Genomic DNA, 13,951 nt, shown 5'->3' on the forward strand with positions numbered 1-13,951 from the left:
GAGCAACGCCGCAGGGACCCCGCATGAGCGCCGCCACGGGCGTCGGGTCCTTGCCCGGCACGGACTTCGCCGAGGCCGTACGCCTCGTGCTGGGCGGGCTGCCCCACCTGCCGCACGTGCCCGAGCTGCCGGCGCGGGGGGTCACCGCCGCGATGACCGGCCGCGGCCTGGCCGTGCTCGACGGCCTCGCCGCCGACCTCCAGCCCGCCGGCTGGCGGCTCACCGACGTCAGTGGCGTCGACCACCGGCGCGCACGGTCGCTGCTCGCCCAGGACCTCGACACCGTCGAGGAGCAGGCGCAGGGCTACACCGGCGCCTTCAAGACCCAGGTCGCGGGCCCGTGGACGCTGGCCGCCACCGTGGAGAAGCCGCGCGGTGACAAGCTGCTCAGCGACCACGGCGCGCGCCGCGAGCTCACCCAGGCGCTCGCCGCCGGGTTGGGTGCCCATGTCGCCGACCTCCGGCGCCGTCTCGGCGGGGTGGACCGCCTGGTGGTGCAGGTCGACGAGCCCGCGCTGGCCGCCGTCGCCCACGCGCAGGTGCCGACCGCCAGCGGGTTCGGCCGGCACCGCCGCGTCGACCCGCCGGAGCTGTCCGCCCACCTGGAGTGGGTCGTCGCCGCCATCACCGAGGCCGGCGCGGAGGCATGGGTGCACTCCTGCGCCCCACGGACCCCGTGGGCGCTCGTCGCCGGCACCGGCGCTGCCGGGCTGTCGGCGGACCTGTCGATGCTCGGCCCCGAGGACCTCGACACCTTCGCGGAGGCGCTCGAGGGCGGTCGGACCGTCGCCTTCGGCATCGTGCCGTCGACCGACCCCGAGGCGCCCTTGTCGGACGTGTCCGACGCCCGGCTGACCGAGCGGGTGCAGCGGTGGTTCGACATGCTTGGGCTCGACCTCGAGGCGCTCGGCGGGTCGACCGTCGTCACCCCGACCTGTGGGTTGGCCGGGGCCACCCCGGAGTGGGCCGCGCGCGCCGTCCGCCTGTCGGCGACGGTGGCGCGCAACCTCTGACCCCCACGACGAGGCTCAGTGGTCCGGGAACAGGCTCCGGTCGAGCACGTCGAGGGTGGACTCGATGGCGACGTCGTGCCACCGCGCGGAGGCCGTGAGCATGTAGTGGCCGAGCGCCCCCATGTCGCGCAGGTCCGCGCTGTCGGCGACGGCCTGCGCCCGCTCGACGTAGCGGGCGGTCTCGCCGAACGAGGTGATGCGGTCGCGTCGCCCGTGGGCGGCGTGCAGCACGCGACCGGCCAGCGTGTCGACGGGGTCCTGCGCCGACCACCACGGTGCGAGCGCGACCACGCCGCGCACCGACGGGTCGTCGGCGACGTGCACCGCGACGCGGGCCCCCATCGAGTGGCCGAGGAGGACGACCGGCAGGTCGCCGTGCACGGCGCGGACCCGGTCGAGTGCCCAGCGGGCGTCCGCCAGCCGCGCGCCGGCGTTCCAGCCACGCTCGCGGTAGCGCACCAGCCAGACGCTGGCGCCCACCTCGTGCGCGCGGTGCGCGATGCTGCGCTGGAGCCACAGGGCGCGGCGCCACGACGCGCTCCGCCCGTCGACCGCCTGCCGCGAGCGGGGCTTGCCGCCGTGCAGGACGAGGACCACGGCGCGCGGGCTGCCCGGGGCGTCGTACGTCGTCAGGTGCGGGTCGCTCACGTGTCTCCTTCGGAGCGGGTCGGGGGACCGGATGGGAGGAGCCGGTCGGTGGATGCGCGGAAGGAGGACCTCCGTCTCCGGAGATCCTCCCTCGGCGTGGGTGGGGGCGGGCTCAGTGCACGCCCACGCCCTCGGGGGCCTCGTCGGTCGCGAGCTCGTCGTGGTGGACGTTGAGGAAGATCCACACGATGGCCGAGGCCACCAGCATCATGACCGAGCCGACCAGGAAGGCGTGGGTCGCGCCGTCGGCGAAGCCGACCAGACCGGCGATCGGACCGACCTGGTCCGGGGTGAGCTGGCCCTGAGCTGCGGCCCCCAGCTGGGGAGCGACCTCCTCGGCGCGGGCGCTGGAGAAGTGCAGCGCGACCGTGCTGAGCGTCGCCAGGCCGAGCGCGCCGCCGACCTGCTGCATCGTGTTGAGCACGCCGGAGCCGATGCCGGAGTCCTGGGCGCGGAGGCGGTGCACGGCGACCAGGGTCAGCGGGACGAAGTTGAGCCCCATGCCGAAGGCCATCAGGACGATGAACGGCAGGATGTGGGTCCAGTAGTTGACCCCGTCGCCGAGGTAGCCGCCGTTGGTGGCCGCCAGGATCGCGGACGCCTTGTCAGGCACGTCGAGCCGGCTGAAGCCGAAGAGCGCCGTCGCGGACAGGAGCGTGCCGATGCCGGAGAGGAAGCGCGGGTCGACGGTGCTGACCAGCTTGGACGCCGCCGTGGCGGAGATGATCATCGCGATCGAGAACGGCAGGAACGCGAAGCCGGTGTGCAGCGGGGAGTAGCCCACGACCAGCTGGATGAACAGCGAGAGGAAGAAGAACATCGCGAACATCGCCGCCGGGACGATCATCATCACGGCGAAGGCGGCCGCGCGGTTGCGGCTCGCGAAGATGCGGAACGGCAGCAGCGGGTGCTCGACGCGCGACTCGATGATCATGAACAGGGCCAGCAGGGCGACGCCGAGCGCGAGGCTGGTGATGGTGCTGGTGGCACCCCAGCCGTACTCCTCCTGGCCGGCGCGGCTCAGGCCGAAGACGATGGCGAGCAGGCCGGCGGTGCCGGTGATCGCACCCGGGACGTCGAGCTCGCCCTCGTGGCGCTCGGACTCGTCGAAGAAGCGCGGCGCGAAGAACGCGGCGGCCAGGCCGATCGGGACCACGATGAGGAACGTGTAGCGCCAGCCGGCGATGCCGAGCGGCGAGTCGAGACCGGTCAACCAGCCACCCAGGATCAGGCCGACGGCGGCACCCACGCCGGCCATCGCGGCGTAGACGGCGAAGGCGCGGTTGCGCTCCTTGCCGGCCGGGAAGGTGGTGGCGATCAGGGCGAGCGCGGCGGGCGAGGCCAGCGCGGCGCCGAGGCCCTGGAACGCACGGGAGCCGAGCAGCATCGCCTCGTTCTGGGCCATGCCGCCCACCAGTGAGGCGACGGCGAACAGCAGCACACCGGCCATGAAGATCAGGCGGCGGCCCATCAGGTCGGCCAGGCGGCCGCCCAGGAGCAGGAAGCCACCGAAGGTCAGGGCGTAGCCCGTGACGATCCACTGCAGGTTGGCCTGGTCGATGGACAGGTCGTTGCCGATGAACGGCAGGGCGATGTTGGCGATGGTGCTGTCGAGCACCACCATCAGCTGCGCCAGGGAGATGAGCACCAGTGCCCATCGCAGCCTCTTGTGCTGCTCGGGGGTCACCTCGTCGGCAACCGGAGCCAGGTCGGTCATGGGATTCCTCAGGAGTCGTGGGTCGGGTTCGAGTGAAGCTGAAGGGTCAGACAGTGGGTCAGGCAGTGGGATCGGCGCGCTGGTCACGCAGGGGTCCGCGGAGCGCGGCCGGCAGGATCACCTCGTCGAGGATCCGGCCGACCATCTCGGGCGTGACGACCTCGCCGAGCAGGAACGCCCGGTGCAGGACGATCCCGGCGAGGGACGGCGCGAGGATCGTGAGGTCGGCGTCGGGGTGGACCTCGCCGCGCTCGCGGGCGCGGTCGTAGATGGCGCGGGAGACGGCGACCTTGGGGCCGATGAAGTCGCGGCGGTAGACCTCCGCGAACTCCGGGTCGCGGCCCATGGCGGTGACGACGGCGGAGAGGACCGACTGGGCCAACGGGTCATCGAGGCCCCCGTTGGCGCCGCAATAGGCCGCGAGCAGGTCGCCGCGCAGCGAGCCCGTGTCGGGCACCACCGCGTCCCCCTTGTGGGCCATGATCGCGGCCACGACGAGCTCGGGCTTGCCCTTCCACCGGCGGTAGAGGGTCGCCTTGGAGGCCTTCGCACGGGTCGCGACAGCATCCATGGTGAGCAGGTCGTAGCCCACCTCGTCGAGCACCTCGAGGGTGGCCTGGAAGATCTCGAGCTCGCGCTCTCCCTCCACGCGGGGGCGGGTGCCGGCTTCGGTCGGGGTCATGCGTCCTCTCCGGTGACGTGTCGGAACGATGAAACGAAACGGTTTCGTTCCGTGCAACCCGAGGCTAGGCGCAGGTATTCCGATGGAACAAATGTGTTTCGTCCGGTCCAGACCTGTGGACGAGCACCGGTGCCGGGGCAGGGTGTCCGGCAGGTGTCGGAGGCGGGCGGCAGACTGTGCCCATGACTCCCGCCGACGAGCCCCAGGTCGCCAGCGCCACGCCGGAGGCGCGGGAGCGCCACCAGGAGCTCAGCGAGCAGGTGGAGGACGCGCGCTGGCGCTACTACGTCCTCGACGACCCGACCCTCTCCGACGCCGACTTCGACGTCCGGCTGCGCGAGCTCGAGGCCCTCGAGGAGAGCTATCCCGAGCTGCGCACGCCCGACTCGCCGACCCAGAAGGTCGGCGGCGCGGTGTCGACCGAGTTCACCGCCGTCGACCACCTCCAGCGGATGGAGAGCCTCGACAACGCCTTCTCCTACGACGAGCTCGAGGCCTGGCACGCCCGGCTCCAGCGCGAGGGGCTCGCGTCGCCGGCCCTGCTGTGTGAGCTCAAGGTCGACGGCCTGGCCATCAACCTCCTCTACGAGGACGGCCGGCTGGTCCGTGCGCTGACCCGCGGCGACGGGCGCACCGGCGAGGACGTCACCCCCAACGTCAAGACCATCGAGTCCGTGCCCCACCGCTTGAGCGGCACCGACGAGTTCCCCGTGCCGGCGCTCCTGGAGGTCCGGGGTGAGGTGTTCCTGCCGGTCGAGGCCTTCGAGCGCCTCAACCTCTCGATGACCGAGGCCGGCCGCCCGGCCTTCGCCAACCCGCGCAACGCCGCCGCCGGGTCGCTGCGGCAGAAGGACCCGCGGGTGACCGCCAGCCGCGCGCTCGGGATGGTCTGCCACGGGATCGGCGAGCGGCGCGGGTTCGAGCCGGTCGCGCAGTCCCACGCCTACGAGGCGCTGGCTGCGTGGGGGCTGCCGACCTCCGACCAGGTGCGGGTCGTCCCGACGCTGAAGGACGTCGAGGCCTACATCGAGAACGCCGGAGAGCACCGGCACTCGATCGTCCCCTACGAGATCGACGGCGTCGTGGTGAAGGTCGACGAGGTCACCCTGCAGCGCCGGATGGGCTCGACCTCGCGGGCCCCGCGCTGGGCCATCGCGTTCAAGTACCCGCCCGAGGAGGTCAACGCCAAGCTGCTCGACATCCGGGTCAACGTCGGCCGCACCGGCCGGGCCACCCCCTACGGCGTCATGGAGCCGACCAAGGTGGCCGGCTCGACCGTGGAGAACGCCACCCTCCACAACCGCTACGAGGTGGAGCGCAAGGACGTCCGGCCCGGCGACACGGTCGTGCTGCGCAAGGCCGGCGACGTGATCCCCGAGATCGTCGGGCCGGTGCTCGGGCTGCGTCCCGAGGGCCTCGAGAAGTGGGTGATGCCCGAGGACTGCCCGTCCTGCGGCACGCGGCTGGCCGAGCAGAAGGAGGGCGACAAGGACCTCCGCTGTCCCAACCACCAGCACTGTCCCGCGCAGGTGCGCGAGCGGGTCTTCCACGTGGCCGGACGCGGGGCCTTCGACATCGAGGGCCTCGGCTACGAAGCTGCCTCCGCCCTCCTCGACGCCGAGGTGATCGCCGACGAGGGCGACCTGTTCTCCCTCACCCGCGAGCAGCTGGTCAGGGCGCCCCTGTTCACGCGGGCGCCCAAGAAGGGCGAGGAGGGACCGCAGCTCTCGGCCAACGGCGAGCGGCTGGCCGCCAACCTCGACCGGGCCAAGCAGGTGCCGCTGTGGCGGGTGCTGGTCGCGCTGTCGATCCGGCACGTCGGTCCGACGGCCGCCCGCGCGCTGGCCCAGGAGTTCGAGTCGATGGCGGCCATCCGCGCCGCCAGCGAGGAGGAGCTCGCCGCGGCCGAGGGGGTGGGTCCGACGATCGCCGAGGCCGTCATCGCCTGGTTCGACGTCGACTGGCACCGCGCGATCGTCGACCGGTGGGAGGCCGACGGGGTCTCGATGGCCGACGAGCGTGACGCCTCGATCGCGCGCACCCTCGAGGGGCTCACCATCGTGGCCACCGGCTCGCTGCAGCACTACACCCGCGACTCGGTGAAGGAGGCGATCATCAGCCGTGGCGGCAAGGCGGCCGGCTCGGTGTCGAAGAACACCGACTACGTCGTCGTCGGCGAGAACGCCGGCTCCAAGGCCGACAAGGCCGAGCAGCTCGGTCTCCCGATCCTCGACGAGGACCAGTTCACCACGCTCCTCGACAAGGGCCCGGACGGCCTGGCGACCGAGTCGTGACCCGCGTGTGCGCGGGACCCGGCTGGCGCGCGGGGTTTGAGCGGCGCTGGATGCGGTAGGAGACCCAGAACGACTAATCCTTGGGAGTCAGCATGCGTCTCGTCCGATCATTCGTCCCTGCGCTCGTCGCCGCTGCCGGCCTGGCCGCCCCGGTGGCCATTGCGCCCCTCGCCCAGGCGGCCGCCCCCTCGTGTGCGGGCCTCAAGGCCACGATCGTGGACAACAACTTGGGCAACACGATCAACGGCACCCCGCAGCGCGACGTCATCGTCGCCCGCGGCGGCAACGACACCATCCGCGGCGGAAGCGGCAACGACGTGATCTGCGGGGGCGACGGCGCGGACGTCATCGTCGGCGGGGAGGGCAACGACCGGCTCTACGGCGGGGCGGACCTCGCCAAGGTCGACCAGTTCGGTCGCACGGTGATGAAGGGGGACACCATCTCCGGCGGCCTCGGCGACGACACGATCGACCTCGGCTTCGACTTCCGGCAGGCCAGCGAGGGGACGGTCCGGGTGCTCGACGGGGTCTCCTACGCCGATGCCCCGGCGCCGGTCGTCGTGGACTTCCGGGCCGCGTCCACCGTGGCGATCGCCGCCAACGGCAACGACACCGTCACCGGCTACAGCCACGGCATCCGGATCGCCGGCTCTGAGCTCGGCGACACCATCAAGGGCACCAACGGCGACGACGCGATCTACGCCCGCGGCGGCGACGACGCGATCTTCGGTCGGGGAGGCGACGACACGATCGTGGCCGACACCAGCAGCACGCTCGGCAACGACCGGCTCTACGGCGAGGCGGGCGACGACTCGCTCAGCGGCTCTGTCGGCTCCGACATCCTCGTCGGGGGCACGGGTGAGGACGCCCTGACCTCGACCTCCGAGCTGCACCAGGTGCTGCGCGGTGGCGGCGGCGTCGACACGATCACGTTCCCGATCCCGGTGGAGTCGGGCTTCGTGGCCAAGGGCTACGGCGGCCAGGACAAGCTGCGGCTGCTGCCGAGCTCCAACCCGGCCATCAAGCCCACGGTCCGCATCGACCAGCTCAAGAAGAGCACGGTCCGCGACCTCCAGCCCTACACGCTCGAGGGCAAGATCACCGGCTTCAGCGACATCGTCCTGCCGGCGCGCACCCTGTCGATCTTCAAGGGCAGCAACGACTCGGAGGTCATCACCGCCAACCCCGACTACCGCGTGGAGATCTACGGTCGCGGGGGCGCGGACGTGATGACCGGCTCGCGCCAGCCCGACCGCCTCGACGGCGGCAAGGGCTTCGACATCGCGCGCGGCCGTGGCGGCAACGACACCTGCAAGGCGGCGGAGAAGCGCTCCAGCTGCTGACGCCGCCGAGAAGGCTGGCCGGCGCTCCCACTTCCGCGGGCCTGTGCCGCGCGGGACGATGCCCCCATGTCCCGCACCGGCAGGCTGCTCGTGCTCGTTGCGGCCTGGGTGCTGCCGGTCGGCTGGCTGTTGCTCGCCCTCTCGGCCGGCCCGTCCGACGGCACCAGCCTGTCGTCGTCCTTGCTGCCCGACGGCACCCGGTCCACGGGGTCGGTCACGGTCGCGCGTACGTTCGGGTCGACGCCGTTGCTGCCCGGCGACGAGGTGCAGCAGGTGGACGGCCGCACGGTGGACGCCTGGCTGGCCGGGGGCGCCGCGGGGCGTGAGGTCGGCGACGTCCTTCGCTACGAGGTGCGGCGCTCCGGCGGTGCCCTCGACCGCATCCAGCAGGTCGACGTCACGCTCGTCGACTACCCCGTCGCGGCTGCGCTGCGAGCCGAGTGGCGCGCGGTCGCTGCCGCCGTCGCGGTCCTGCTGGTGGGCTCGGCGGTCTACTGGGCCCGGCCCCTGGCCGGGTCGGCGCGGGCGTTCCTCACCGCGGCCGCCCTGCTGCCGGCGGCCCTGACCTCGGCCCCGTTCGGCCCGGGCGTGGTCGACCTCGTGGGCTCGCGCGGGGTGTGGCCCGAGGCGCTCGGTGAGGCCCTGGCCGCCATCGGGCTGGTGGCCCTCGTGGTCGCCGTCGCCCTCCTGGTGCGCCTCCCCGGGGCCTCGCGCCGGTGGGTGCCGGCGTCCGCTTTGCTCGTGCCGGCCCTCGGGTACGCCGCCTGGCTGGGGCTCGCGCGGAGCGGTGCCGACTCCCGCCCAGAGCGGCAGGAGGTGCTGGCCACCGTCGCCGTACCGACGCTGTGGGCGACCGTGCCCGCCCTGTTCCTCGCTGCCACGCTCGTCCACGCGCGCGCCGAGCAGAGGGTCGACGTGCTGGCCACCCGGCTGGTGCTCCTCGGCCTCGGCGCCGGGCTCGGGACCTGGGTCCTCCTCGGCCAGGTGCCGCTCTGGCTGACCGGCGACTCACCGCTGCGATGGGACGTCCTGGCCACCCTGTCCGCAGGCGTCCCGCTGGCGTGCGTCGCCGCCGCGGCGGCGCACTTCCACCTCGACGAGATCGAGCCCCGGGTGCGGCGCGGGCTGGTCCAGGCGCTGGTGCTGGTCGTGGTGGGGGCGGCGTTCGTCGCACTGGTGCGCGCTGTCGATGCCGCCGCCGACATCTCGGTCGGCTCGATGCTGGTGGGCGGCCTGCTGGCCCTGCTCCTGCTCCCCGGCGCGGTCGCGGTGCAGCGCGTCGTGCGCCGGCTCGTCTACGGCGACCGGGTCTTCCCCGACCGGGTCGTGTCCGACCTGCGCCGCCTCGACCCGGTGACGGCCCCCGAGGACGTGCTCCGCGAGGCGCTCGAGCTGCTGGCCCGGCGGCTGCACCTGTCGTTCGCCGCGGTCGACGTGTTCGCGACGGCCGGCTCGGAGCCGATCGCCGCCTCGATCGGGACGTCGTACGGCACTCCGGCGACCGTCGACCTCGCCGTCGGCGGCACCGCGCTCGGCCGGCTCCGGGTGGAGGTCGACGTGGGCCGGGACCCGTTCGGCCCGGGCGACGCCCGCCTGCTCGAGGACGTCGGCAGCCAGGTGGGGGCGCTGGTCCAGGCGATGACCGCCAACCGCGAGCTGCAGGCGTCGCGCCAGCGGCTCGTCGCGGCCCGGGAGGAGGAGCGGCGGCGGCTGCGTCGCGACCTCCACGACGGGCTGGGGCCCTCGCTCGCGACCCTGGCGATGCGGCTGGAGTCTGCCTCGGACCTCATCCACGAGGACCCCGGCCAGGCCTCCGAGCTGGTCGCCCGGCTCTCGGACCAGGCCCGCGAGGAGATCGCGGAGGTACGCCGCCTCGTCGAGGGGCTCCGGCCGCCGGCGCTGGACCAGCTCGGTCTGGTCTCCGCGCTGCGCCACCGGGCCGCCGAGCACGCCACCGCGGGCGGTCCGGTCCGGGTGCCGTGGACGGTCGAGGCAGCCGACGACCTCGAGCCGCTGCCGGCGGCGGTCGAGGTGGCGGCCTACCGCGTCGTGACGGAGGCGGTGAACAACGTGCAGCGGCACAGCGGCGCCGACCGCTGCACGGTCGTGCTGGTCCGCGAGGACGGGGACCTGCGCGTCGAGGTCGCCGACACGGGCTCGGGTCTGGCCCCCGACCGGCGCGCGGGTGTAGGCCTGTCCTCGATGCGCGAGCGCGCCGAGGAGCTCGGCGGGTCGTTCGAGGTGGTGCCGCGACCGGGCGGCGGCACCGTCGTACGGGTCAGGCTCCCGCTCGGCGAGGGATGACCGGGGGATGACCGAGGGAATGGCCGGGGGAATGGCCGGGGGAGAGAGGTGCGGGCGATGGACACCCACCGCGTGCTGATCGCCGACGACCACGAGGAGTTCCGGCGGGGCCTCGAGGCGCTCCTGGCCGCCACGCCGGCGGTGGAGGTGGTGGGCACGGCCGGCGACGGAGCGATGGCGGTCGCGCTGGCCCTCGACCTGCAGCCCGACGTCGTGCTGATGGACCTCCACATGCCCCGCGTCAACGGCATCGACGCGACCGCGCAGATCGTCCAGTCCTCGCCGCACATCGGGGTGCTCGTGCTGACGATGATGGAGGACGAGGAGTCGGTCTTCGCGGCCGTCCGCGCCGGGGCCCGCGGCTACCTGCTCAAGGGTGCGCGACGCGGGGAGATCACCCGTGCGGTGCAGGCCGTGGGCGCGGGCGAGGTGATCTTCGGGCCGGGCATCGCCGACCGCGTGATGGGCTACTTCGCCGGTGCCCGCGGCCGCCCTGCCGGGGAGGCGTTCCCCGACCTCACCGACCGGGAGTGTGTCGTGCTCGGTCTCATCGCCGAGGGCAAGGAGAACGGCGAGATCGCCCGCCAGCTCGGGCTCTCGGTCAAGACCGTGCGCAACCATGCGAGCAACATCTTCACCAAGCTCCAGGTGGCGCACCGCGCCCAGGCGATCGTCAAGGCACGCGAGGCCGGCCTCGGCTGACGTGACGCCTCAGGAGCCGTCGCGACAGCCGCCCTGCAGGCGGGCGTCCTCCCGCGCGTCCGCGCCGACGGCGCGTGCCTGCTCCTCGTCCGGGTAGACGACGGCCGCCCCGCCCTCCACGCCGAAGGTGCCCCGGATGATGCACGCCGTCGTGCGGCGGGGGTCGATCGTGGTGAGCGCCTGGACGAGGCGGTAGACCTCGCTCGGACCCATGTCGGTCTGCAGCCCGGCGAGCGCGGAGAGGGCGACGCGCTCCATGAACCCCTCCTCGTCCTCGGCGCTGCGCAGCCGTTCGAGCACGCCGAGCAGGAGCCGTTGGTGGTTGGCGACCCGCTCGAAGTCGCTGCCGCCGGGGAGGGTCTGGCGGGTGCGGGCGTAGGAGAGCGCCTGCTCGGCGTCGAAGGTGTTGCGGCCGCGCCTCACCTGCACGCCCCCGTCCTCGGTGGTGAAGGCCAGCGGGGAGTCGACCCGGACCTCGCCGACCGTGTCCATCGTGGACACGAAGCCGTCGAAGCCGGTGACCAGCACGATGTCGGGCTGGATGCCGACCAGCTCATCGACCTCGCGGGCGACCCCCTCGGTGCCGTGGTCCCGGAGCGTGGTGTTGAGCCGTGCGGACCCCCCGGGCTGCTCGACCCAGAGGTCCCGGGGCAGGCCGATGGCCACGGCCCGGCCGGAGCTCGGCTGCACGCCGATGAGCTGGATGGCGTCGGTCAGGCCGCGCGTCACGTCCTCGCCGGCGGCCGCCTCCGAGCCGAGCGCCAGCACCCAGAGCACGTCGTCCCCGTTGCCGGCGTCGACCGCCTTGGCCGTGCCGATGGTCGTGAGGCTGATCGTGGTGGGGTGCACCGACCCCGTCGGGACGGCGAGCGCCACGCCGGCGAGCAGGGCCAGCCGGACGCAGACGCGTCGCAGCCACGTCACCGGCCCACCTCCGGCTCGGCGGCCGACTCCGCCTCGGCATCGGTCCCGACGCCGTCGTCGAACGACACGTCGTAGCCGAAGATCCGCCACGTGTCGGACTCGGCCTCCATCATGATCCGGCCGTCGAGGACCAGCTCCCGCGTCGACCCGTCGTCCATCGTGGCCTCGAAGGCGAAGTCCACCGCGGCCGTGCCGGCGTACGCCGTGCCGGAGCGGGTCAGGAACGAGAGGCGGGCGTCGAGCCGGGTGGCGCGCACCGCGGTGGCGTCGGCCGCGCTCGCTGCCGTGAGCCGGTCGATGTCGCGCGCTGCCGTGCGGGCGGCCTGGCTGGTGAAGGAGCCGAAGGACTGGACGAACTCCTCGCGCGGGAAGGGTCCGAGGAAGGCCTCGACGACGTAGTCGGACAGCACGTCGCCGACCGCTCCCTCGAGCTCGGTGCGGGTCTGCTCGTCGAGCCGCTCGGCCCCCGACACGGTCTCCACCCGCAGCGCCGCCGACTCGGCGTCCGGCGTCCCGTCGTCCTCCGGCGCCCCGGCCGTCGAGCACCCGCCGGCGAGCACCGCCACCCCCACCCACGCCCCGACCCGCGCCGCGACCACCGCGGCGGCCCGCACGGGGCGGGCCGGGAGGGCGTGGCGTGGTGGGTGGCCCATGTCGCTCATCATGGCCGACGGCGTCCCGTGCTGTCTCAGCTCGCAGGGACCGTGTTGACGCTGGAGAGGTCGAAGTCGGCGACGTTGTCCCGGGCGGGGTGGCGGGTCCCGACGGGGCCGCGGGCGAACTCCTGCAGCAGGGTGCCGGTCACCGTCCGGGTGAAGTCGGCAGTGGCGTCGCCGAGGGGACGCTCGCAGCGGTCGACCATCGCGCAGCCCCAGCGCAGCGTCCCGGCGTTGAAGACACCGGCGCCCGAGCGCGAGGTGTAGTAGACCGACTGGGTGGTCGTGGTGACGCCCCGGCAGGAGTACGGCGAGTGGCTGAGCACCTGCAGCGGGCGAGGGAGCCGGCCGTCCGGGTAGACGCGGTCGGCCTCGGGGCCGACCAGGCCGTGGACGTGGTCGCCGCGCCGCACGCCGGTGCCGCGGAAGCCCCACCAGCCGGGGCTGGCGATGACGTAGTCGGTGTCCACGGGGTAGCACTCGTACTGCATGCCCAGCAGGTCGTGCTCCGGCCGGGGGACCGGCGGCTCGCGGAACAGCCCGGTGGTGTCGACCGAGCCCTGCGCGTAGAGCGGGTCGAGGTGGGCGGAGTGCCGGTAGCCGACGACCACGCGCGCCGGGTCCTCGGCGCCGGCCTCGAGGCGGATCCGCCAGTACATGGTGTTCGCGCCGAGGAAGGCGAGGTTGGTGCCGGCGTCACGGGCGCCGAGCACGACGTCGCGCATCGTGTTGGTCCAGTACTCGTCGTGCCCCATCGAGACGTAGCCGCGCGCGCCCCGCAGCGCCGTCGGCGTGCTGTGCAGGTCGACGTTGGTGAAGTAGGACAGCGGCACGCCGGACTTCTCGGCGCGGACCACGATCGGGATGGCGGCGGTGCGGTAGTCGTTGGCGCCCGTGGCCCCGTTGTAGGGCCGGTCGAAGCTGACCGCCCGGCTGGGGGTGTCGCCGTTGGCGCCGGCGTACAGGCTGTAGCCGCCCCACTCGTTGTAGGCCTGCCAGGTGGTGACCGGCGCGACCAGGGCGACGGTGCCCCGCGCCGAGGGCGAGGTGACGACGTAGGGGACCTGCGTCTCGAACCCGGTGTCCGTGTGCAGCCGGAACACGTAGAACCCGGGCAGCCAGGTCGCGGTGTCGATGGTGAGGTCGCGCTGCCAGGGGGCGACCACCGTGCGCCGCTCGTACGACGAGTAGCGCGGGCCCGACTGCTCGCGACCGCGCCGGAACCCGGACTCCCAGACGAAGGCGCCGGTGCCGCCCGGGTAGGACCCGATCCGGTAGGCGGCGGCCTCCCAGCCGCCCTGGGTGGTCGAGACCTTGAGCCCCACGCGCGTGCCCGGGAGGCCGCTGGCGCGGGTGGTGTAGGCCGCGAGCTCGCCGTGCGTCCCGGACCGGCTGATCCGCCAGTCCTCCGAGCCGCGCGGCTCGGGTGCGGGCTCCTGCGCGCGGGCCGCCGCGGACGTCCGCGGCGCGGGGAGGACCGCCCCCACCTCCTGCCCCGCGTCGCGGACCGGGAGGTGTGACGCCGTCCCGCACCCCACCAGGAGCGGCGCCAGCACCAGTCCGAGTGCCCCGCCCCACGTCAGCGTCCGTGTGCCCATCGTGATCGCCTCGCCCTGTCGCCTGATCGGTGGCGACGGACCCTCCGACGCCGTGGCATCGACGATTCGC

At 73.6% G+C, this 13,951-nt stretch carries 11 protein-coding genes; 5 read left to right on the top strand and 6 right to left on the bottom strand.

The features are described from left to right. Positions 1–23 precede the first annotated feature (23 nt). Positions 24–1,013 (top strand): methionine synthase, encoded by a 990-nt coding sequence (locus tag ASC64_RS22565; RefSeq protein ID WP_056908633.1) that lies wholly within the window; start codon positions 24–26, stop codon positions 1,011–1,013. 15 nt (positions 1,014–1,028) lie between these two features. Here ASC64_RS22565 and ASC64_RS16545 read toward each other — a convergent pair whose 3' ends face one another. The 3 genes from ASC64_RS16545 to ASC64_RS16555 form a co-directional block, all read right to left on the bottom strand. Beyond that, on the bottom strand, positions 1,029–1,661 hold the full coding sequence (locus ASC64_RS16545) for an alpha/beta hydrolase (protein WP_056908634.1): 633 nt from the start codon (positions 1,659–1,661) through the stop codon (positions 1,029–1,031). Between the two features lie 112 nt (positions 1,662–1,773). Next, positions 1,774–3,378, bottom strand: a complete 1,605-nt coding sequence (locus ASC64_RS16550) for an MFS transporter (RefSeq protein ID WP_056908635.1) — start codon at positions 3,376–3,378, stop codon at positions 1,774–1,776. 58 nt (positions 3,379–3,436) lie between these two features. Next, complete coding sequence (locus tag ASC64_RS16555) at positions 3,437–4,060, bottom strand: TetR/AcrR family transcriptional regulator (RefSeq protein WP_056908636.1); 624 nt, start codon at positions 4,058–4,060, stop codon at positions 3,437–3,439. A 182-nt stretch (positions 4,061–4,242) separates the two neighbouring features. Between ASC64_RS16555 and ligA the strand changes: the two genes are divergently transcribed. The 4 genes from ligA to ASC64_RS16575 all read left to right on the top strand — a co-directional run bounded on the left by ligA (position 4,243) and on the right by ASC64_RS16575 (position 10,703). Beyond that, complete coding sequence (gene ligA / locus ASC64_RS16560) at positions 4,243–6,354, top strand: NAD-dependent DNA ligase LigA (protein ID WP_056908637.1); 2,112 nt, start codon at positions 4,243–4,245, stop codon at positions 6,352–6,354. A gap of 92 nt (positions 6,355–6,446) precedes the next feature. Next, positions 6,447–7,697, top strand: coding sequence for a calcium-binding protein (locus ASC64_RS23030; RefSeq protein WP_056908638.1), 1,251 nt, complete (start codon positions 6,447–6,449; stop codon positions 7,695–7,697). Positions 7,698–7,763: 66 nt separating this feature from the next. After that, on the top strand, positions 7,764–10,001 hold the full coding sequence (locus ASC64_RS16570; RefSeq protein ID WP_056908639.1) for a sensor histidine kinase: 2,238 nt from the start codon (positions 7,764–7,766) through the stop codon (positions 9,999–10,001). 57 nt (positions 10,002–10,058) lie between these two features. Then, positions 10,059–10,703: a response regulator transcription factor gene (locus ASC64_RS16575; RefSeq protein ID WP_056908640.1), complete on the top strand. Its 645-nt coding sequence runs from the start codon at positions 10,059–10,061 to the stop codon at positions 10,701–10,703. Between the two features lie 9 nt (positions 10,704–10,712). On the opposite strand, the gene ASC64_RS22390 is transcribed toward ASC64_RS16575, so the two are convergent. From ASC64_RS22390 to ASC64_RS16590, 3 genes are read right to left on the bottom strand one after another with little or no spacing between them, the layout of a single operon-like run. Further along, positions 10,713–11,627, bottom strand: a complete 915-nt coding sequence (locus tag ASC64_RS22390) for an LCP family protein (RefSeq protein ID WP_056908641.1) — start codon at positions 11,625–11,627, stop codon at positions 10,713–10,715. Further along, positions 11,624–12,280, bottom strand: coding sequence for a hypothetical protein (locus ASC64_RS22395; protein WP_162245820.1), 657 nt, complete (start codon positions 12,278–12,280; stop codon positions 11,624–11,626). Before ASC64_RS22395 ends, ASC64_RS22390 begins: the two co-directional genes overlap by 4 nt. A 35-nt stretch (positions 12,281–12,315) precedes the next feature. Beyond that, complete coding sequence (locus ASC64_RS16590) at positions 12,316–13,881, bottom strand: N,N-dimethylformamidase beta subunit family domain-containing protein (protein WP_056908643.1); 1,566 nt, start codon at positions 13,879–13,881, stop codon at positions 12,316–12,318. Positions 13,882–13,951 lie beyond the last annotated feature (70 nt).

This window comes from Nocardioides sp. Root122 (assembly GCF_001425025.1).
Lineage (GTDB): Bacteria > Actinomycetota > Actinomycetes > Propionibacteriales > Nocardioidaceae > Nocardioides.